General features: G+C 66.0%; 20 protein-coding genes, 1 tRNA gene and 1 pseudogene. 16 read left to right on the forward strand and 6 right to left on the reverse strand.

Annotated features, from left to right (window positions below; translation table 11 throughout):
* Positions 1–618 (reverse strand): enoyl-CoA hydratase/isomerase family protein (locus D588_RS0113490; protein ID WP_017916356.1); only part of this gene is annotated, 618 nt, incomplete at its 3' end.
* A gap of 34 nt (positions 619–652) precedes the next feature.
* Here D588_RS0113490 and D588_RS0113495 point away from each other — a divergent pair.
* Positions 653–1099, forward strand: a complete 447-nt coding sequence (locus D588_RS0113495; RefSeq protein ID WP_026143693.1) for a copper chaperone PCu(A)C — start codon at positions 653–655, stop codon at positions 1097–1099.
* A gap of 217 nt (positions 1100–1316) precedes the next feature.
* Here the strand turns inward: D588_RS0113495 and D588_RS0113500 are convergent, their stop codons facing one another.
* Positions 1317–1724: a thioesterase family protein gene (locus D588_RS0113500; protein WP_017912417.1), complete on the reverse strand. Its 408-nt coding sequence runs from the start codon at positions 1722–1724 to the stop codon at positions 1317–1319.
* A complete protein-coding gene (gene uvrA / locus D588_RS0113505) occupies positions 1724–4723 on the reverse strand; it encodes an excinuclease ABC subunit UvrA (RefSeq protein WP_017916358.1) in 3000 nt (999 codons plus the stop codon). The genes D588_RS0113500 and uvrA overlap by 1 nt, the downstream gene beginning before the upstream one ends.
* Positions 4724–5019: 296 nt before the next feature.
* Between uvrA and rplU the strand changes: the two genes are divergently transcribed.
* The 3 genes from rplU (at position 5020) to cgtA (ending at position 6938) form a co-directional block, all read left to right on the forward strand.
* A complete protein-coding gene (rplU, locus tag D588_RS0113510; protein ID WP_017912419.1) occupies positions 5020–5343 on the forward strand; it encodes a 50S ribosomal protein L21 in 324 nt (107 codons plus the stop codon).
* 12 nt (positions 5344–5355) lie between these two features.
* Entirely contained in the window at positions 5356–5616 is a 261-nt protein-coding gene (gene rpmA / locus D588_RS0113515) for a 50S ribosomal protein L27 (protein ID WP_010341169.1), read from the forward strand.
* A gap of 266 nt (positions 5617–5882) precedes the next feature.
* Positions 5883–6938, forward strand: a complete 1056-nt coding sequence (cgtA, locus tag D588_RS0113520) for an Obg family GTPase CgtA (protein ID WP_017916359.1) — start codon at positions 5883–5885, stop codon at positions 6936–6938.
* Between the two features lie 121 nt (positions 6939–7059).
* On the opposite strand, the gene rpsT is transcribed toward cgtA, so the two are convergent.
* The gene (rpsT, locus tag D588_RS0113525) at positions 7060–7332 is read right to left on the reverse strand and encodes a 30S ribosomal protein S20 (protein ID WP_010341167.1); all 273 of its coding nucleotides are present in this window, start codon (positions 7330–7332) and stop codon (positions 7060–7062) included.
* Positions 7333–7448: 116 nt separating this feature from the next.
* Here rpsT and murJ point away from each other — a divergent pair, with 116 nt between their 5' ends.
* From murJ to ispH, 5 genes are all read left to right on the forward strand, one after another.
* Entirely contained in the window at positions 7449–9041 is a 1593-nt protein-coding gene (gene murJ, locus D588_RS0113530) for a murein biosynthesis integral membrane protein MurJ (protein ID WP_026143694.1), read from the forward strand.
* 351 nt (positions 9042–9392) lie between these two features.
* A complete protein-coding gene (locus D588_RS0113535) occupies positions 9393–10391 on the forward strand; it encodes a bifunctional riboflavin kinase/FAD synthetase (RefSeq protein ID WP_026143695.1) in 999 nt (332 codons plus the stop codon).
* A gap of 6 nt (positions 10392–10397) precedes the next feature.
* Entirely contained in the window at positions 10398–13229 is a 2832-nt protein-coding gene (gene ileS / locus D588_RS0113540; RefSeq protein ID WP_017916362.1) for an isoleucine--tRNA ligase, read from the forward strand.
* Between the two features lie 109 nt (positions 13230–13338).
* Positions 13339–13842: a signal peptidase II gene (gene lspA, locus D588_RS0113545; protein WP_017916363.1), complete on the forward strand. Its 504-nt coding sequence runs from the start codon at positions 13339–13341 to the stop codon at positions 13840–13842.
* Positions 13843–13899: 57 nt separating this feature from the next.
* Entirely contained in the window at positions 13900–14850 is a 951-nt protein-coding gene (ispH, locus tag D588_RS0113550; protein ID WP_017916364.1) for a 4-hydroxy-3-methylbut-2-enyl diphosphate reductase, read from the forward strand.
* A 185-nt stretch (positions 14851–15035) separates the two neighbouring features.
* Here ispH and D588_RS0113555 read toward each other — a convergent pair whose 3' ends face one another.
* Positions 15036–15737: a hypothetical protein gene (locus D588_RS0113555; protein ID WP_017916365.1), complete on the reverse strand. Its 702-nt coding sequence runs from the start codon at positions 15735–15737 to the stop codon at positions 15036–15038.
* The gene (locus D588_RS0113560) at positions 15734–16690 is read right to left on the reverse strand and encodes a membrane protein (protein ID WP_017916366.1); all 957 of its coding nucleotides are present in this window, start codon (positions 16688–16690) and stop codon (positions 15734–15736) included. The genes D588_RS0113555 and D588_RS0113560 overlap by 4 nt, the downstream gene beginning before the upstream one ends.
* Before the next feature lie 120 nt (positions 16691–16810).
* On the opposite strand from D588_RS0113560, the gene D588_RS0113565 reads away from it, so the two are divergent.
* The 7 genes and pseudogenes from D588_RS0113565 to D588_RS28555 form a co-directional block, all read left to right on the forward strand.
* Positions 16811–16886, forward strand: a tRNA-Thr gene (locus D588_RS0113565).
* A 46-nt stretch (positions 16887–16932) separates the two neighbouring features.
* A complete protein-coding gene (locus tag D588_RS24775) occupies positions 16933–17415 on the forward strand; it encodes a DDE-type integrase/transposase/recombinase (protein ID WP_157836457.1) in 483 nt (160 codons plus the stop codon).
* 98 nt (positions 17416–17513) lie between these two features.
* A pseudogene (locus D588_RS26695) lies at positions 17514–18279 on the forward strand (IS5 family transposase).
* Between the two features lie 142 nt (positions 18280–18421).
* Positions 18422–19681: an HlyD family efflux transporter periplasmic adaptor subunit gene (locus D588_RS26700; RefSeq protein WP_081613556.1), complete on the forward strand. Its 1260-nt coding sequence runs from the start codon at positions 18422–18424 to the stop codon at positions 19679–19681.
* An 83-nt stretch (positions 19682–19764) separates the two neighbouring features.
* A complete protein-coding gene (locus D588_RS27865; RefSeq protein WP_157836458.1) occupies positions 19765–19902 on the forward strand; it encodes a hypothetical protein in 138 nt (45 codons plus the stop codon).
* A gap of 106 nt (positions 19903–20008) precedes the next feature.
* Entirely contained in the window at positions 20009–20833 is an 825-nt protein-coding gene (locus tag D588_RS27870; RefSeq protein WP_157836459.1) for a hypothetical protein, read from the forward strand.
* The coding region (locus D588_RS28555; RefSeq protein WP_232764300.1) for a hypothetical protein at positions 20814–21000 on the forward strand (187 nt) is incomplete at its 3' end. The genes D588_RS27870 and D588_RS28555, both read left to right, overlap by 20 nt.

A 21000-nucleotide genomic window follows, 5' to 3' on the forward strand; every position in this document is an offset into this window, starting at 1 on the left:
GCGCTTGAGCAGGTCCAGCAGCCAGGCCAGCGCGCGCGCCACCACCAGGTCGGCGTCGACCAGTTCGTCGACCAGGCCGATCTCCAGCGCGCGTTCGGCACTGACCAGGTCGCCGCCGACCAGCAGGCGCTCGGCGCGGTGCGCGCCGACCACCCGCCGCAGCAGGCGCTGGATGCCTTCCGGGGCGACCAGGCCGACCTGGGTCTCGTTCAGGCCGATGTGCAGCGGATGCGCCGCATCGGGGCTGCGCGCCATCACCCGGTAGTCGCAGCACAGCGCCAGCACGCAACCGCCGGCCGGGGCGTGGCCGGTCAGCGCCGCGACCACCGGGATCGGGCTGGCGGCCAAGGCGCGCGCCGCACCGAAGAACTGCTGCCAGCTGCCCAGCAGCTTGGCGCGATCGTCGCCGTGGCCGAGCAGGTGCGGCACGTCCATGCCGGCGGAGAACAGGCGTTCGTTGCCCGACAGCACGATGCCGTGCGCGCCATCGGCGTTGGCCTGCTCGATCGCCTGGATCAGGTGCCGGCACAGGTCGGTGTCCAGCGCATTGACCGGCGGCCGCGCCAGGCGCAGTTCGCGGAGGGGGCCATGGTTGATCACGTCGATGAGCGTCGTCATGCTGCGGTCTGCTTTCGAAGAAGGAACCTCGGCGATGATAACCAAACCATTCGCTGGCGTATTGTTCGTACTGTGTGCGGTTGCCGCCACGGCGTCGGCCGCGGAACCGGCGTGCGTCACTCTGGAGCAGGGCTGGGCGCGCTTGCCGCCGAACCCGGCGATGCCGATGACCGCCGGCTACGGCGTGCTCCACAACGGCTGCGGCAAGCCGGTCACGGTCACCGGCGCCAGCAGCCCCAGCTTCGGCGATGTGTCGTTGCACGAGACCACGGTCGTGGCCGGCGTCAGCCGGATGCGCGCGGTCGAGCGCGTGCCGCTGGCGCCTGGCGCCAGCGTGGAACTCAAGCCCGGCGGCATGCACCTGATGCTGATGCAGGGCAAGGGTGCGCTGACCGAAGGCCAGGCCGTGCCGCTGCAGTTGCAACTGGAAGGCGGCGGCAAGGCCGATGCGACGCTGACCGTGCGCAAGCAGGCGATGTAGGGGAGCCTCCTCGGGAAAAGGCGCCTCCCCTCGTCGTAGGAGCGGTTCTCGTCCCCTTTTGTGGGATCAGCCGCGACGGGCGAAGCCCAGCGTCGGCTGAGACCACCCGTCGTCGGGACTGAAGTCCCTCCCACAAGGAGCGCACGCCGCTCCTGCGTGGGCAGGTCACTGCAAAGGGGGAGGATGCGCCGGCTCGGGTCCGGCGCAAGCGCAGGCGTCAGCTCGTCGCCTTGCGTACGGCGTCCGGCAGCGGCGCGCTCTTGCCGGTCTGGGTGTCCATCCACACCACCACCACGTGGCCGTCGGAGTACAGCCGGCTTTCGTCCTGCTGGTCGACGATGCGGTGGCCGATGGTCACGCTGCTGGTGCCCAGGCGCTCGACGAACAGTTCGACCAGGATGTCGTTGGGCCACACGATCGGTGCGCGATAGTTGACGTTGGTCGCCGCCACCACCGGGGCGATGCGATCGCTCATCGAGACGCCTTCCACGCCCAGCATCCAGCGCACGCGCGCCTCTTCCAGGTAGGAGATGTACTTGGCGTTGTTGACGTGGCCCATGCTGTCCATGTCGCGCCAGCGCACGCTGATCGGGATGCGCGCCAGGATCTTGTGTTCGCTGCTCATCAAACGTCCTTCTTCTTCTTGGTGCCGGTGCTGGTGGTGCTCTTGCTGGCCTTGCCGCTCTTGGCGGCCACCGCCTGCTTCTTCGCCGGCTTTTCCGGCTTGACCTTGCGCGGCGGGCGCGCATCGGGCTTGTTGGCCATCGCCGCCGGCTGCTCCGGGCGCGCGCTGGTGGACGGCAGCATCCGCGCCAGGAACTGGCCGGTGTACGACTGCGGGCAGGCCGCCACGTCTTCCGGCGTGCCGGTGACCAGGATGGTGCCGCCGCGGTGGCCGCCTTCCGGCCCCAGGTCGACGATCCAGTCCGCAGTCTTGATCACGTCCAGGTTGTGTTCGATCACCACCACGGTGTTGCCCTCGTCGCGCAGCTTGTGCAGCACGCCCAGCAGCGCCTCGATGTCGTGGAAGTGCAGGCCGGTGGTCGGCTCGTCGAGGATGTACAGGGTGCGGCCGGTATCGCGCCGCGACAGTTCCTTGGACAGCTTCACCCGCTGCGCCTCGCCGCCGGACAGGGTGGTCGCGCTCTGCCCGAGCTTGATGTAGCTCAGGCCCACGTCGACCAGGGTCTCCAGCTTGCGCGCGATCGACGGCACCGGCTCGAACAGCTTCAGCGCATCCTCGACGGTCATTTCCAGCACGTCGTTGATGTTGAAGCCCTTGTACAGGATCTCCAGCGTCTCGCGGTTGTAGCGCTTGCCGTGGCAGACGTCGCAGGGTACGTACACGTCCGGCAGGAAGTGCATCTCCACCTTGATCAGGCCATCGCCCTGGCAGGCCTCGCAACGGCCGCCGCGCACGTTGAAGCTGAAGCGGCCAGGCGAGTAGCCGCGCGAGCGCGCTTCCGGCACCTGCGCGAACAGTTCGCGCAGCGGCGTGAACAGGCCGGTGTAGGTGGCCGGGTTGGAGCGCGGGGTGCGCCCGATCGGCGACTGGTCGATGTCCACGACCTTGTCGAACAGGTCCAGGTGCTCGATCTCGCGGTACGGCGCCACGCTGTGCGAGGCGCCGTTGATCTCGTTCGCCGCCAGGGTGAACAGGGTGTCGTTGATCAGCGTCGACTTGCCCGAGCCGGACACGCCGGTGATGCAGGTCAGCAGGCCGGCCGGGATGTCCAGGTCGACGTTCTTGAGGTTGTTGCCGGTGGCCCCGCGCAGGTGCAGGGTCATCTTCGGATTGGCCTTGTGGCGCTTGGCCGGGATCTCGATGCGGCGCTTGCCGGACAGGTATTGCCCGGTCAGCGAACGCGGCGCCTTCAGCAGGTCCTGCACGCTGCCCTGGCCGACCACCTCGCCGCCGTGCACGCCGGCGCCGGGGCCGATGTCCAGCACGTAGTCGGCCAGGCGGATCGCGTCCTCGTCGTGCTCGACCACGATCACCGTGTTGCCGAGGTCGCGCAGGCGGGTGAGGGTGCCGAGCAGGCGTTCGTTGTCGCGCTGGTGCAGGCCGATCGAGGGTTCGTCGAGCACGTACATCACCCCGACCAGGCCGGCGCCGATCTGGCTGGCCAGGCGGATGCGCTGCGCCTCGCCGCCGGACAGGGTGTCGGCCTTGCGCTCGAGGGTCAGGTAATCCAGGCCGACATCGACCAGGAAGCCCAGGCGTTCGGCGATCTCCTTGACGATCTTGCTGGCGATCTCGCCGCGCCAGCCGGGCAGGTCGAGCTGGCGGAAGAAGCTCAGTGCATCGTCGATCGGCAGCACCACCAGGTCCGGCAGCGGCCGGTCGGCGACGAACACGTTGCGCGCGGCCTTGTTCAGGCGCGCGCCCTTGCAGTCCGGGCACGGCCGTTCGCTGATGTACTTGGCCAGTTCCTCGCGCACCGCCGGCGATTCGGTCTCGCGGTAGCGGCGCTCCAGGTTGGGGATGATGCCTTCGAAGCGATGCTTGCGCTGGGTGCGGCCGCCGGCATCGGTGAAGTAGGTGAAGGTGATGGTCTCGTCGCCGCTGCCGTACAGCACCGCCTGGCGCACGCTCGCCGGCAGCGACTGCCAGGGCGCGTCGACGTCGAACTTGTAGTGCTTGGCCAGCGAGGCGATCAGCTGGAAGTAGTACGCGTTGCGCCGGTCCCAGCCGCGTACCGCGCCGGCCGACAGCGACAGCTCCGGATGCACCACCACCCGCTCGGGATCGAAGAACTCGGCCACGCCCAGGCCGTCGCAGCTCGGGCAGGCGCCCATCGGCGCGTTGAACGAGAACAGGCGCGGTTCCAGTTCCGGCAGCGAGTAGTCGCAGACCGGGCAGCTGTACTTGGAGGAGAACAGGTGCGGCGCGGCCGCGGTGTCGTCCAGCGACTGCACCGACACCATGCCGTCGGCCAGCTTCAGCGCGGTCTCGAAGCTCTCGGCCAGGCGCTGCTTGATGTCCTCGCGCGGGCGGAAGCGGTCGATCACCGCCTCGATGGTGTGCTTCTGGCGCAGCGCCAGCGCCGGCACCGCGTCGATCTCGTACAGCTCGCCGTCCACGCGCACGCGCACGAAGCCCTGCGCGCGCAGTTGTTCGAACACCTGCGCATGCTCGCCCTTGCGCTCGCGGATCACCGGCGCCAGCAGCATGTAGCGCTGCTCCGGGTCCAGGGTCAGCACCTGGTCGACCATCTGGCTGACCGTCTGCGCCTCCAGCGGATAGCCGTGGTCGGGGCAGCGCGGCTGGCCGACGCGCGCATACAGCAGGCGCAGGTAGTCGTAGATCTCGGTGATGGTGCCGACGGTCGAGCGCGGGTTGTGCGAGGTCGACTTCTGTTCGATCGCGATCGCCGGCGACAGGCCTTCGATGTGATCGATGTCGGGCTTCTCCATCACGCTGAGGAACTGTCGCGCGTACGCCGACAGCGACTCCACGTAGCGGCGCTGGCCCTCGGCGTAGATGGTGTCGAACGCCAGCGAGGACTTGCCGGACCCGGACAGGCCGGTGATCACGATCAGCTTGTCGCGCGGCAGGTCGAGGTCGAGGTTCTTGAGGTTGTGCGTCCGCGCGCCGCGGATGCGGATGTAATCCATCGCCATGAAGAGATTCCGGAATGTGCCGGCCGTGGCGGTGCCGCTGGCCAGTGTGGGGGCGGAAAGGGGACGGCAATCGATCAGCGTACCCAGCTTGTCAGGTGGGGGCAATTGCCGCAGATCCCAGCGCCGCCGGGCGCCGGCGGCTGGCTGGTTCAGGCAGCCGCGCCGGCCCGCGGGGCTTGACAGTCCGGGCCTGGGTGGGCTTGACCCTGCCGCGCACGGCGGCTTACAATCCCGCTCCTGTCTGCCCGAAACGGCACGGCAGGAACGACCACAATAACTACAGAGGAAGTCTGGTCATGTACGCAGTACTGGTCACCGGCGGTAAGCAATACCGCGTCGCGCAGGGCGAAACGCTCCGCGTGGAAAAGCTCGAAGTCGAAGCCGGCAACGAGATCACGTTCGACAACATCCTGATGCTGGGCGACAGCGACGGCATCAAGATCGGCGACGCGCTGAAGGGCGCCGCCGTCACCGCCAAGGTCGTGGCCCACGGCCGCGCCGACAAGGTGCGCATCATCAAGTTCCGCCGCCGCAAGCACCACATGAAGCGTCAGGGTCATCGGCAGCACTACACCGAAATCGAGATCACCGGGATCGCTGGTTCCGGCGACAACAAGTAAGGAGCAGCAGTCATGGCACACAAAAAAGGCGTAGGTTCCTCGCGCAACGGCCGCGACTCCAACCCGAAGTACCTGGGCGTGAAGATGTTCGGCGGCCAGGCCATCGAAGCCGGCAACATCATCGTGCGTCAGCGCGGCACCCAGTTCCACCCGGGCGCCGGCGTCGGCCTGGGCCGCGACCACACCCTGTTCGCGCTGGTCGACGGCAAGGTCGAGTTCTCGGTGAAGGGCGCCAAGAAGCGCCGCACCGTGAGCGTGGTCACCGAGGCGTAAGTCGCCGGTGTCCAGGGCCTGCGCCGTGGCGCAGGCTTGCTGACGAAAGCCCCGCTTCGGCGGGGTTTTTGTTTTGCGGCTGGGAATGGGGAGTGGGGAATCGGGAATGGCAAAGGCGCCTCCCGTGAACTCGCCCTGTCCTGGTTGCGTCAGACAATGCAGTGATGGAGTTTGCCGATCTGTGGCTGCGACATAGAATCGTCGCCGCGGCGATGGCTCGCTTTTCCCATTCCCGATTCACCATTCCCCATTCCCGGTTGTTATCCATGAAACTCGTAGACGAAGCGGAAATCCAGGTCACGGCCGGCAATGGCGGCAATGGCTGCATCGGCTTTCGCCGCGAGAAGTTCATCCCGCTGGGTGGGCCCGACGGCGGCGACGGCGGCAATGGCGGCAGCGTGTGGCTGGTCGCCGACGAGAATCTCAATACCCTGGTCGACTTCCGTCACCAGCGCGCGTTCCGTGCGCAGCGCGGCGAGAACGGCATGGGCCGGCAGATGTACGGCAAGGCCGGCGAGGACCTGACCATCACCGTGCCGGTCGGCACCGTGGTGATCAACGTCGAGACCGACGAGGTCATCGGCGACCTGATCGCGCATGGCGACCGCCTGCTGGTCGCGCAGGGCGGCAAGGGCGGCCTGGGCAACATGCACTTCAAGAGTTCGGTGACCCGCGCGCCGCGCAAGGCGACGCCGGGCGAGGAGGGCGAGGAGCGCACGCTCAAGCTGGAGCTGAAGCTGCTGGCCGACGTCGGCCTGCTGGGCTTCCCCAATGCCGGCAAGAGCACCTTCATCCGTGCCGTGTCCGCGGCGACGCCGAAGGTCGCCGACTATCCGTTCACCACGCTGTACCCGAACCTGGGCGTGGTCAGCGTGGAGGCCTACCGCAGCTTCGTGATCGCCGACATTCCCGGGCTGATCGAGGGTGCCGCCGACGGCGCCGGCCTCGGTGCGCAGTTCCTGCGCCACCTGCAGCGCACCCGCCTGCTGCTGCACCTGGTGGATCTGGCGCCGATGGAGGGTGGCGTGGATGGCGTATCGCCGACCGAGCAGGTGCGCGCGATCGAGCGCGAGCTGCAGAAGCACGACCCGGAGCTGCTGGCCAAGCCGCGCTGGCTGGTGCTGAACAAGGCCGACCTGATGTTCGAGGACGAGGCGCGTGCGCTGGCCGAGCAGGTCGTCGCCGAGCTGGGCTGGACCCAGCCCTGGTACCTGGTGTCGGCGCTGGGCCGCGAAGGCACCTGGCCGATCATGAAGGACGTGATGGCGTTCTTCGACCGCCAGCGCGAGGAGGCGCTGGAGGCGGCCGCCAATGCCTCCTGAGCGTCGCGCCGTCCCGCGGCGCGCGGGGCAGGGTGACGCGCACACGAAAAACCCGGCCGAGGCCGGGCTTTTTCGTGGTGCTGCCGGAAGCGTGGGCGCTTCCGGCGTCGACGGCGGCCGATCAGGCGGCGGTCTTGATCGCCTTGATGCGGGCGCTCAGGCGGCTCTTGTGACGGGCAGCCTTGTTCTTGTGGATCAGGCCACGCGAGCTGAAACGGTCGAGGATCGGCTGGGCGATGGCGAAAGCGGCTTCGGCGCCGGCTGCGTCGTTGGCGTCCAGGGCCTTGATGACCTTCTTGACGGCGGTGCGCAGCATCGAACGCTGAGCCGTGTTGCGCGCGTTGCGCACGACGGTCTGCTTGGCGCGCTTCTTGGCGGACTTGATATTGGCCACGGTGGTGGTTTCCTGGAAAGCTGTGTGGTGGATAAAAACAAGCGGGAGAGTATGAAGCGTCCGAATATTCGCGTCAAGTCAATTGTCAAGAGGGCCGTCGCATGAGCCAGCCGCGCATGCTTCGCGGGCTGCTCTCCTTCAGCAGCATGACCATGGTCTCGCGCGTGCTGGGACTGGTGCGCGACCAGGCCATCACCATTTCCTTCGGCGCCAACGCCACCACCGACGCCTTCTGGGTGGCGTTCCGCATTCCCAACTTCCTGCGCCGGCTGTTCGCCGAGGGCTCGTTCGCCACCGCGTTCGTGCCGGTGTTCACCGAGGTGAAGGAAACCCGCCCGCACGCCGACCTGCGCGCGCTGATGTCGCGGGTGTCCGGCACCCTGGGCGGGGTGCTGCTGCTGGTCACCGCGCTGGGGCTGATCTTCACCCCGCAGGTGGCGATGCTGTTCAATCCTGGCGCTACCGACGACCCGGCCAAGTTCGGGTTGATCGTCGATCTGCTGCGGTTGACCTTCCCGTTCCTGCTGTTCGTGTCGCTGACCGCGCTGGCCGGCGGCGCGCTCAACAGCTTCCACCGCTTCGGCCTGCCGGCGCTGACCCCGGTGATCCTCAACCTGTGCATGATCGCCGGCGCATTGTGGCTGGCGCCGCGGCTGCAGGTGCCGATCCTGGCGATGGGCTGGGCGGTGCTGGTGGCCGGCGTGCTGCAGTTGCTGTTCCAGTTGCCGGCCTTGCGCGGCATCGACCTGCTGACCCTGCCGCGCTGGGGCTGGCGGCATCCGGACGTGCGCCGGGTGCTGACCCTGATGGTGCCGACGCTGTTCGGTTCCTCGATCGCGCAGATCAACCTGCTGCTGGACACGGTGATCGCCTCGTTCCTGTACGCCGGCTCGCAGAGCTGGCTGTCGCAGGCCGACCGCTTCCTGGAGCTGCCGCTGGGCGTGTTCGGGGTGGCCCTGGGCACGGTGATCCTGCCGGCGCTGTCGCGGCACCACGTCAAGACCGATCGCGCGGGATTTTCCAGCGCGCTGGACTGGGGGCTGCGCACCACCTTGCTGATCGCGGTACCGGCGATGCTGGGGCTGATGCTGCTGAGCCAGCCGCTGGTGGCGACCCTGTTCCAGTACGGCAAGTTCACCGCCTTCGACACGCGCATGGCGGCGATGTCGGTGTTCGGGCTGAGCTTCGGCCTGCCGGCGTTCGCCCTGCTCAAGGTACTGCTGCCGGCGTTCTATTCGCGCCAGGACACGCGCACGCCGGTGCGCGCCGGCGTCGCCGCGCTGGTCGCCAACATGGCGCTGAACCTGTTGTTCCTGGCGATCCTGTACCAGCTGTGGGTGCCGGCGGAACTGCGTGCGCAGGGCGTGCGCGCGGCGCTGGCGGCGGTGCCGGGGCTGCACCTGGCGCTGGGCCTGGCCAGTGCGGTGGCCAGCTACCTCAACCTGTCGCTGCTGTGGCGCTGGCTGCGCCGCGACCAGGTCTACCAGCCCAAGCCGGGCTGGAGCGGCTACCTGCTGCGGCTGGGCGTGGCCTGTGCGGCGATGGCCGCGGTGCTGGCGCTGGGCCTGCACTGGCTGCCGGCGTTCACCACCATGGACAAGTGGCACCGCATCGGCAGCCTGTTGCTGCTGGTCGGCGGCGGCGGCGCGGTGTATCTGCTGGCGTTGCTGGCGCTGGGGTTCCGGCCGCGGGATCTGCGCGAGCATTGAAGCCGGGGTCCGGGGTCCGGGGTCCGGGGGCCGGGACCCGGGACCCGGGACCCGGGACCCGGGACCCGGGAGTTTCCGCGAGTGCCAAGCGCTTGCGATTGCACTGTGGGAGGGGCTTCAGCCCCGACGGGCCTTCCCGGGAAAGCCCGTCGGGACTGAAGTCCCTCCCGCAGAAAGTGATCACTTTGTTTTTGCCGGATCGCCTGGCGGCGGTCTGGCTCCGCACGCCGATGCTGCCGTCCCGGGTCCCGGGTCCCGGGTCCCGAGCCCCGAGCCAAGCCCCCACCCGCTATACTCGACGGTTACGCATCATCGACCGGCGCTTCCTGCGCCGGCGCTTCGGACCGAGGAATGAGCAGGCTGTTTAGAGACGTCGAGGGCGGGACCCTGTTCCCGCAGGGAAGCGTGGTCTGCATCGGCGCCTTCGATGGCCTGCACCTGGGCCACCGCGCGCTGGTGCGGCAGGCGATCGCGCGCGCGCGCGAAGCGGGCGTGCCGGCGGTGGCGCTGAGCTTCGAGCCGCTGCCGCGCGAGTTCTTCGCCCCGGCCGCGCCGCCGCCGCGGTTGACCCTGGCCCGGGCCAAGGTGCAGGGCCTGCACCGGCTCGGCATCGACAGCGTCGGCCTGCTGCGCTTCGACCGGCGCATGGCCTCGATGAGCGCGGAAGACTTCGTGCAGCGCGTGCTGGTCGAGCGCCTGCGCGCGCGCGAGGTCTGGATCGGCCCGGCGTTCCGCTTCGGCCACAAGCGTGGCGGCGACATCGCGCTGCTGCGCGCGCTGGGCGCGCGGCACGGCTTCGCCGCCGACGAGATCGCGCCGGTGCACCTGCGCGAGGAGCGCATTTCCAGCACCCGCATCCGCGAGTTGCTGGTAGCGGGGGAGTTCGCCCATGCCGCCGAACTGCTCGGCCGCCCGTACGCGATCGGCGGCCGCGTGGTGCGCGGCAAGCAGCTCGGGCGCACGCTCGGCTATCCCACCGCCAACCTGCGGTTCGCCCGCACCCCGGCGCTGTCCGGCATCTACGCCACCTGGGTGCACGGGGTGGCGGCGCAGCCGTGGCCGTCGGTGTCCAGCTTCGGCACCCGCCCGACCGTGCAGGGCGTGGAGCCGCTGCTGGAAGCGCACCTGTTCGATTTCCAGGGCGACCTGTACGGTCGCCACATCGAGGTGGAGTTCGTCGCCAAGCTGCGCGACGAGGAAACCTTTGCCGATCTGCCGGCGCTGACCGCGCAGATGCACCGCGACGCCGCGCTGGCGCGGCAACTGCTCGCCGCCCCTGCGGTGGCGGGCATGCCGCCCGTGTCCGCCGCCCCGCGTGCGGACCTCCCCCTGAAGACCACCGACCGGTAACTGCCCGTGACCCAGGACTACAAAGCCACCCTCCATCTGCCGGCGACCGAGTTCCCGATGCGCGGCGACCTGCCCAAGCGCGAGCCGGATATCCTGGCGCGCTGGGAGAGCGAGGGCCTGTACACGCGGCTGCGCGACAACGCCCAGGGCCGGCCGCTGTTCGTGCTGCACGACGGCCCGCCCTACGCCAATGGCGCGATCCACCTCGGGCATGCGGTCAACAAGATCCTCAAGGACATCATCGTCAAGTCCAAGTACCTGGCCGGCTACGATGCGCCGTACATCCCGGGCTGGGACTGCCACGGCCTGCCGATCGAGATCGCGATCGAGAAGAAGTTCGGCAAGGTCGGAGTGAAGCTGGACGCCGTGCAGTTCCGGCAGAAGTGCCGCGAATACGCCAACGAGCAGATCGACATCCAGCGCCGCGACTTCAAGCGCCTGGGCGTGATCGGCGACTGGGACAACCCCTACCGCACGCTGGACTTCCATTTCGAGGCCAACGAGATCCGCGCGCTGGCCCGGATCGTCGAGAACGGCCACCTGACCCGCGGCGTGAAGCCGGTGCACTGGTGCTTCGACTGCGGCTCGGCGCTGGCCGAGGCCGAGATCGAGTACGCCGACAAGCAATCGCCGACGGTGGACGTGGCCTACACAGCCCGCGACGGCGCGGCGCTGGCCGCCGCGTTCGGTGCGACCCTGCCGGACGGTGCGGAAGTGGCGGTGCCGATCTGGACCACCACGCCGTGGACGCTGCCGGCCTCGCTGGCGGTGTCGCTGGGGCCGGAGCTGGTCTATGCGCTGGTCGAAGGCCCGGCCCGCGACGGCCGCCGCCGCTGGCTGGTGCTGGCCGACGCGCTGGCCGAGCGCGCGCTGCAGCGTTACGGGGTGGATGAGGTGGTGGTGCACGGCCGCGTCGCCGGCGCGGTGCTGGAACACCAGGTGCTGGCGCACCCCTTCTACGACGAGCGCGACGTGCCGGTGATCCTCGGCACCCACGTGTCCGACACCGACGGTACCGGCGCGGTGCACACCGCCCCCGGCCACGGCCAGGAGGACTACGTGGCGGTCAAGCCGTACGGGCTGCTGGAGCGCTACGGCGCGGCGCAGATCAACCCGGTGGATGCGCGCGGCGTGTACCTGCCGTCGACCCCGGCGGTCGATGGCACGGAACTGGCCGGGCTGCACATCTGGAAGGCCAACGACGTCATCGCCGACCTGTTGGCCGCGCGTGGGCTGCTGCTGGCGCGCGCCAGCATGGTCCACAGCTATCCGCATTGCTGGCGGCATAAGACCCCGATCGCGTTCCGCGCCACCCCGCAGTGGTTCATCTCGATGGAGCAGGCCAACCTGCGCGCCGAGGCGCTGCAGGCCATCGAGGGCGTGCACTGGTACCCGGCCTGGGGCCAGGCGCGCATCGCCGGCATGGTCGCCGGGCGCCCGGACTGGACGATCTCGCGCCAGCGCACCTGGGGCGTGCCGATCGCGCTGTTCGTGCACCGCGAGACGGGCGAGCCGCACCCGCGCAGCACCGAACTGATGCGCCAGGTCGCCGACCGGGTCGAGGAGGGCGGGGTGGACGTGTGGTACGCGCTGGACGCCGCCGAACTGCTCGGCGACGAGGCGGGCGACTACGAGAAGATCACCGACATCCTCGACGTCTGGTTCGATTCCGGCGTCACCCACGAGGCGGTGCTGACCGAACGCGGCCTGCCCAAGCCGGCCGACCTGTACCTGGAAGGTTCCGACCAGCACCGCGGCTGGTTCCAGTCCTCGCTGCTGACCGGCGTGGCGCTGGACCACGCGGCGCCGTACCGGCAGTGCCTGACCCACGGCTTCACCGTGGACGAGCACGGTCGCAAGATGTCCAAGTCGCTGGGCAACGGCATCGAGCCGCAGGACATCATGAAGACCCTCGGCGCGGACATCCTGCGCCTGTGGATCGCCTCGGCCGACTACAGCAACGAGATGTCGCTGTCGCAGGAGATCCTCAAGCGCAACGCCGATGCCTACCGGCGCCTGCGCAACACCGCGCGCTTCCTGCTCGGCAACCTGCACGGCTTCAACCCGGCCGTGCACCTGCGGCCGCTGCCGGAACTGGTGGCGCTGGACCGCTGGATCGTGCACCGCGCCTACGAGGTGCAGGAGCAGATCAAGGCCGCCTACGCGCGCTACGACTTCGCTGCGATCGTGCAGGCGCTGCTGAACTTCTGCAGCGTGGACCTGGGGTCGCTGTACCTGGACGTGACCAAGGACCGGCTGTACACGATGGCCGAGGACTCGCTCGGCCGGCGCTCGGCGCAGACCGCGATGTTCCATGTCGCCGAGGCCTTCGTGCGCTGGATCGCGCCGATCCTGAGCTTCACCGCCGACGAGCTGTGGGGCTACCTGCCGGGCGCGCACCTGGGCAACGTGCTGTTCGCGACCTGGTACGAAGGCCTGGCACCGTTGCCGGACGACGCGGCGCTGAGCGCGGCCGACTTCGAGCAGTTGCTGGCGCTGCGCGAGCAGGTGGCCAAGGTGCTGGAGCCGATGCGCGGCAACGGCGTGATCGGTGCCGCCCTGGAGGCGGAGATCACCGTCGCCGCCGACGCCGCCACCGCGGCGAAGCTGCAGCCGCTGCAGGAAGAGCTGCGCTTCCTGTTCATCAGCGGCGACGTGGTGGTGCGCGAGGCCAGCACCGACGAGATCTTCGTCAGCGCCCAGGCCACCGAGAAGCCCAAGTGCGTGCGTTGCTGGCACTACCGCGCCGACGTCGGCGCCGACCCGGCGCACCCGGAACTGTGCGGCCGCTGCGTCAGCAACATCGAAGGGCCGGGCGAGGAGCGCCGCTGGTTCTGAGTGCCGTCCCCGGCCACGCGGCTTGCGCGTCGCCGGGACCGACGGCGGCGCCGTGGCTGCGGTGCCGGCCATCCTTCCTTTCCTTCTTCGCCCAAGGCGGACTTCCCGCATGACCGCACGACCCAACCCCTCCGCCCTGATCTGGCTGCTGCTGTCGGCCGCGGTGATCGGCCTGGACCAGTGGAGCAAGGCCTGGGTGCTGTCCAGCCTGCCCGAGTTCACCGCGGTGCCGGTGATCCCAGGTTTCTGGAACTGGTACCGCACCTACAACACCGGCGCGGCATTCAGTTTCCTGAGCCAGGCCGGCGGCTGGCAGCTCTGGTTCTTCACCGCGCTGGCGGTGGGCATCAGCGCCCTGCTGGGCTGGTGGCTGGCGCGCACCCCGCGCGGCGAGTGGCGCAGCGCGCTGCCTTACGCGCTGGTGATCGGCGGGGCGATCGGCAACGTGATCGACCGGCTGATGCACGGCCACGTGGTCGATTTCATCCAGTGGTACGTGGGCGAGCACTACTGGCCCTCGTTCAACATCGCCGACTCGGCGATCGTCGCCGGCGCCATCGGCATCGCCCTGTTCGGCGTGTTCGACGGCAAGGCGAAGCGAAAAGCGGGATAATCGGTGCCACTCTCCCTGTCGAAGCGCCTGGCCCCCTGCGGCCGGCGGATCTAGCTAATGGATGTCCTGCTCGCCAACCCCCGCGGCTTCTGCGCCGGCGTCGATCGCGCCATCGAGATCGTCAAGCGCGCCATCGAAACCCTGGGCGCGCCGATCTACGTGCGCCACGAGGTGGTGCACAACCGCTTCGTGGTCGACGACCTCAAGCAGCGCGGCGCGATCTTCGTCGAGGAACTGGACGAGGTGCCCGACGGCAACACGGTGATCTTCAGCGCCCACGGCGTGGCCCAGGCGGTGCGCCAGGAGGCCGAGCGGCGCGGGCTGAAGGTGTTCGATGCGACCTGCCCGCTGGTCACCAAGGTGCATTTCGAGGTGGCCCGGCACTGCCGCGCCGGCCGCGATGTGGTGCTGATCGGCCACGCCGGCCACCCGGAGGTGGAAGGCACGATGGGGCAGTGGGACCGCGAGTGCGGCACCGGCCGCATCTACCTGGTCGAGGACATCGAGCAGGTCGCCACGCTGGACGTGCAGCAGCCGGAGAACCTGGCCTACACCACCCAGACCACGCTGTCGGTGGACGACACCCGCGGCATCATCGAGGCGCTGCGCGCGCGCTACCCGGCGATGCAGGGGCCGAAGAACGACGATATTTGCTACGCCACCCAGAACCGCCAGGACGCCGTGCGCGACCTGGCCAGGGAGTGCGACCTGGTGCTGGTGGTCGGTTCGCCGAACAGTTCCAATTCCAACCGGCTCAGCGAGCTGGCGCGGCGCGACGGGGTGGAGTCCTACCTGATCGACGGCGCCGACGAGATCGATCCCGCCTGGATCGCCGGCAAGCGCCGCATCGGTCTGACCGCCGGCGCCTCGGCGCCGCAGGTGCTGGTGGACGGCGTGATCGCGCGGCTGCGCGAACTCGGCGCCGACGGCGTGTCGGAACTGGCGGGCGAACCGGAGTCGATGGTGTTCGCCCTGCCGAAGGAATTGCGGCTGCGTCTGGTCGACTGACGGGGGCGTTCGGTCGCGTGTTCGTACGCTGGATGGGCGTATCTGTCGTGGCGCGCGTAGGAGCGGCTGTCAGCCGCGACGGGCGTTCCCGGTAAAGCCTGTCGCGGCTGATCCCCGAAAAGGGGACAAGAGCCGTTCCTGCGAGATGACGTGATGGGGTGCTGTCGCGTGGCAAGCGCCACGGCTTACTGGCGCTGCATGCCGCGCGGCCGTCCCTGTGCATCGAACTCGATGCCCACGCTGACGCGATCGCCTTCCACGCCGTCCGGCATCCAGCGCAGGCGGCCGCGCCGGCCCACCAGCACGTACACGTGATCCACCTTCTTCGGCTCGGCCTGTAGCGCCTCGCCCTGTTCCTGCAAGGCCGTGGCCACCCGGTAGGCGCCCTCGAAATCGATGTCCTGCAGCGCGGCGGTGTCGGTGGCTGGCTTGAGGAACGGCCCGAACATGCGCGGATTCACTGGCGCATCCTTGTGCCAGGCCTCGTCGTGGAAGCTGTATTCGTCCACGTGGTCCGGCTGTGCGGGGTCCAGCAGTTCGAGTCCGATCCGGTTGTCGTAGAAATGCACGGCATGGAACACGCGCAGGTCGTGGCCCTGCAGGTCGGGCAGGTCCGCCAGCGCCTGCCGCGCCGCGCGCAGCCGCTGCGGGTCGAACAGCAGGTTGCCGCGTGGTGCCGGTGTCGGCGCCGGCTCGGTGTCGGCAGCATGGGCAGTCGGGGTCGGCACCGCCAGCGATTGCGGCTTGGAGGGGGCCTGCAGGGCAGCCCCTGGGCCCGCCGCCTGCAGGGTGGCGCGGATGGTGTCCCAGGCGCCGCCGGCGAAGGCGAGGCCGCCGAGCAGCAGCACCACGCCGGCGAAGACCAGTGGGGTGGGCGGCGTCTTCATGGCAGCTCCAGGTCGGCGCGGGCGGGGTGTTGCGGGTCGTACAGCACCGACACCGTGTCGCGCGGCAGTTGTCCGACGTCGAGCAGCGACACGAACCGCCGCATTGTCGCCTCGTGCGGGTTGCCAGACGCGTCCTCGAACGCCACGCGGAACTCCACCTGCGGCTGCTCGTTGAGGGTGGTGCCGGTCTGGCGCACGTCCAGCACCCGCGCACGCGCGCGCAGGCCGCGGTACTTCAGGGTCTCGTCGGTGGCGTTGCGGCGGATCACGCGCAGGATCACGCGCAGCGCCAGCACGTAGCCGTTGAGCACCAGCGCACTCATCAGCAGCGGATGGTTGAAGGACAGGAAGGTCCAGCCCATGCCGCGGTTCTGCAGGCGCCAGGCCGCCACGTAGGCAGCACCGACCAGGACCACCAGCAGCACGGCGCCGGCCGCGCGGCGCCACAGGCTGGCGCGGTCCAGCGCCGGCTCGGCGTCCTCCAGCACCAGGTTCGGCGCGGCGCCCGGGGCGGTGCTCAGCCGCAGCGGCACGGTGCGCCCGCTCTCGAAGCGGCGTTGCGCCGGCTTGCGGTCCACGATCAGCAGGGTGTCGCGGATGGGCGTGCCGGACAGGTTGTCGAAGGCCAGGGTCAGCGACAGCTGCGGCCAGCCCTTGACCTCGACCCCGGTGGGAGCGGCGCGTTCGATCAGTGCCTCGCGGCGCACGCCGTGGGCGAGCAGGTAGCGCACGCGGTGCAGGGCGCGCCCGGGCATCAGCAGCAAGGTGTCCAGGTAGGCGTAGAGCAGGTGCAGCCACAGGCCCAGCGACAGCGCCAGCAGGGTCAGCGCCCATGCGGGCGTGCTGGGCTGGGCCAGTACGCGTGGCCAGTCGCTGGCGAAATAGAGGATGCAGGGGAAGGGGATGGCGAAGAACAGCAGAAACGCGAGCCAGAACCAGGCGAACAACTTCACGATGAGCAGGGGGAGGGGGACGACGGGGGCCGGAGGGTAACCCATCGATTGCGGTGCTCGCGCGAAGGCCCGGGCAGCGATTGACCCCGGCCCGGGCCGACGCCTAGAATTGCCAGTTCCGCCGGAATAGCTCAGTCGGTAGAGCGGCGCATTCGTAATGCGTAGGTCGCAGGTTCGACTCCTGTTTCCGGCACCAGTTGCACCAGGAAGGCAGCCGCAAGGCTGCCTTCCTGGTTTCTGCGATGGCGTTTTCTGCGACGCAGGTCCGTACGCGCGGCCGCAAGCGAGTGGCCCGGCTGATGCGCGAGGACGGCTTGCGCGGCAAGACCGAGGGCTGCTTCACGCCGTGCACCACCGACAGCCGCCACGCCCGGCTGCTGGCGGAGGGCCGACTGGACCGCCAGTTCGCCGTGGCTCACCCTTTACCGGCCTGGGTTGGGGACATCACCTACCTGCCGACCCGCGAAGGCTGGCTATACCTGGCTGCCGTGCTCAACCTGCGCACTCGGCAGGTGCTTGGCTGCAGCCTGTGCGAACGCATGCCCGGCGACCTAGTGTGGCAAGCCTTCCTCTATGCCTGGTCGGCCTGTCCGGTTGGCGCCGGTGTGCTGTTCCACTCCGACCGCGGTAGCCAGTACGCCAGCGGCGCCTTCGGCAAGACCCTGGCCGCGCATGCGTCGTGCCCAGCATTAGCCGCAAGGGCAACTGCTGGGGCAGTGCGGTAGCCGAAAGCTTCTTCGCCACGCTTAAGAACGAAGAATCCATCGGTGTCTACCGAATCAAGGCTGACGCCCACACCGCCATCGCCAGCTACATTTTCCGGATGGAGAAGAAGCGACCGGCGCGGCGTCCCAGCCGCTATGAATTGAGTCAGACCCAATGGGAGCGGATCGCAGATTTGCTTCCCGGCAAAGCCAGCGATCCAGGGCTCACTGCGTGCGACAATCGTTTGTTCGTTGATGCAGTGTTGTGGGTTTTACGCTCTGGCGCACGCTGGAGCGACCCGTCGCCGCGCTATGGCCCTACAAAAGCGTGCATAAGCGGTGGCGGCCAAGGGTGTGTGGGAGCGGGTGCTTCAGGCGCTGATCCGCGACCGCGATAACGAATACTCGCTGATCGACAGCAGCATCGTCCGGACGCACGCACAGGCGGCGACCGGAAAAGAGGGGGATTCGGACGTGGCTTTGGGGCGTTCCCGAGGAGGCCTGAGTACCAAGATTCACCTGGTCGTTGATGGGCAAGGCCGACTGCAGCGCTTTTTTCTCACCGACGGGCAACGCAACGACATCACTCAGGCTCCGCTGCTGCTTGCCGGCTTCACGCCAAAGTACGTGCTTGCAGACAAGGGATACCACAGTCAGGAACTGGTCTCCTTGATCCGAGCACAAGGCGCCGAACCAGTGATTCCACCCCGTCTTTGCCAGCAGCCAAAGCAGTATGACCGCACGCCCTATCGGTTGCGCAATCGGCTCGAGCGCTGCTTTGCCAAGCTCAAACAGTTCCGGTGCATCGCTACACGCTTCGACCGAAAACCTGCGAACTTCCTAGCATTCCTGTACCTCGCGTCTATCCCGCTATGTATGCCTTGAATGTCGATTGGACCTAGTGAGCCAAGCAAATTTGTCGACCTTCCGCTTGGGCGGGCGGGCACCTAAAAGTCAATACTATCCAGTTGACAAATGAAGTTCGGAAGTCGAAACTTTGAGCCACATCAAGGACGCGATGTGCTAGATGCAAAATAAAATTTTCCGCCAAGAGGCGCTTGCCTCGGCGCAGTCAAGGTGGTTAGGGGGATTTTCAATAAGCCAACCCCTAGCTTTGGGCTGGTTGTGTTCAGTAGCAGCACTCGCTGCGATTGCGATCATTGTATTTCTGATATTCGGTGAATATACGCATCGCTCACGTGTATCCGGCGAATTGGTGCCTGCGAAAGGCATGTCAATAATTTTGGCGCCTGCTACCGGCGTACTATCTCGCGTCGATGTTCAGGAAGGTGATGCGGTTCTCGCCGGCCAGACCATTGCAGTAGTCGAGATTTCCAGCATGACTGTGCGAAATGGTGATGTGGAGAAAGCAATCAATGAGCAGCTTGATATTAGGATTAAAAGCGTTGAGCACTCAAAGCTATATCATAGGCAGCAACTTCATGCTCAAGAGGGTGGCTTACGGCAACAGCTAGAAGCCGCTATACAAGAGCTATCGCAGCTTGACAATCAGATATTAAATCGCAGGAAGCAGATCGGCATAGCTGAGGAGATACTGGGGCGAATGCGTCAGCTTAGGGACGGACGCTATATTAGCTTGACTCAAATTAAACAACAAGAGACCGAGTTGCTGTCCCTAAATAGTGAAATTGATGAGTTAAAGAGAAGTAAAGCAGTCAGCCAGCGAACTGTTGCTCAACTTCGGCAAGCACTAGATGAGCTTCCCGAGCAACAAAAGCTTAATTCCGCTTCTTATGATAATAGCATGGCTGAGCTGACTCAGCAGGCAATTGAAAATTCCATCCGCGGCGAGATCGCTATAACTGCACCTGTATCTGGGGTGGTTGCAAATGCCTTATATAAGCCAGGTCAAGCTATCCAGTCAGGCAAGATTATAGCAAATATTCTTCCGGAGGATGATCACTTAGAGGCAGAGCTGATGGTGCCGAGTCGAGCAATTGGCTTTGTAAAAAATGGCGATAAAGTTAACATTAGATATCAGGCGTTCCCTTACCAAAAGTTTGGGCATGGCGTAGGTGTAGTTGAGCGAGTTTCGCGCAGCGCAATAGAGAAAGAGCCCAAAGGGGTAAGTAGAAAAGACGAGGCGGATAGCTATTATCGCCTTATAGCTAGTATTAATCAGCAGGCCATCAAGGTGCATGGGAAATATGAGCCGCTATTGCCTGGGATGATTGTTGAGGCGGACATTCTTGGTGAGAGAAGAAGCCTGTTGCAGTGGATCTTTGATCCTTTTTATTCGATGCGAGAGGATCTGGCTAGCGAATAAAATTCCGCTATGGCAGCAATGCCATGCTGACGCTAAGGTTCGAGGCGATACATCGAGCCAACTTATGAAAAAGGAGCTTTTGCATGGATAACGATATTGTGGAAATTAAGGACGATCAGCTCGACGAAATCGCCGGCGCAATGGAAGAGTGTAAGCCGGGGCAAGTGCCGACCAATGTCTATATTCGCTCGACGGGCAAGTGGTCGACCGGCTGTGACTAATATATAAGATCCACAGGGGTGGGCGCGCAAGCGCCCACCCTTCTTTCTTGGGTGACAACTCATGCGGCTCGGGGACAATGTGGTGCTGGTCGAGGGGAGCAAACGCGTGGCTCTCTATCACATGGCTTTAGGGAAGCTTATCCGTGCGCCGCTCTTCGTAAGAGAATTCGGCCTTGGGAAGCGGGAACCCAAGGGGGACATTGAAATCAGAACGGCAGAAAAGCTGATTTCTGCCGGATATCTGCAGAAAGAAAATGAATCGAAGTGGCTGCCCTACTCTGTTCAAGCTACCACGCCTAATATCTCTCCGCTTTCAAATTTGGTGGTGCTGGGTAGCGGGGATAATTATATACGGCTAAGAAATTTGCTGGAAAAAGATGAGCTCGCTTATCTGGTGAGGCATGTAGTTATTTTAAGTGCGGATGCCCGTTTTGACTATGCAGGCCTTATGAAGAAGCATGCGCTTTCATATGAGATTGCTTGTGAAATATCAGGCGAGATCCACTCTAAGGTGTTTAGTAAATTGGGGGGCTACGTCGCAACAAGAAGGCCGATTAGATTGAAAAACAATCGCGATCTTTTGCGAGTTGACTATCGCACTATGATTATATTGATTAATTTTGTAGAGTCAGTAGGTACAATTTTTATTGACGCCTTAGGTAACGTAACTCCGCATGTTAACGAGAAGCACTTCGTGCTAGGGGCTCTTGATGTAGCAGGTCTTAGTGGAATAATTTCTGGAGAGGCATATCGGCGCCATATCAGCAATCGTAAGGCTCAGCGAGCGCGCTGTGGATCATGCGAATTAAGGCTTGCCTGTCTTCATAGTTTTGTGGAGAGAGTAGACCCCAGCGACATTAGTAGTGAGCCTGCAATGTGCATGTACGACCCTAATGATGATTCCTATCAAAATGCGTTATTCACAAGATAACAAGGTTCTGCTTTTGGCGCGAGATTATGAGCATAATCTTGAAAGCCTCATTGCCCAGATATGCTGGCTCGGGGGAATGCCAGTCGTTGTCACGCTCAATGATCTCCGGAATTCATTTGCCACAACCATCATGAAGGATGGTAACGATACGACACTGATCGGCTGGG

The organism is Xanthomonas sp. SHU 308 (assembly GCF_000364645.1).
Classification (GTDB): domain Bacteria; phylum Pseudomonadota; class Gammaproteobacteria; order Xanthomonadales; family Xanthomonadaceae; genus Xanthomonas_A; species Xanthomonas_A sontii.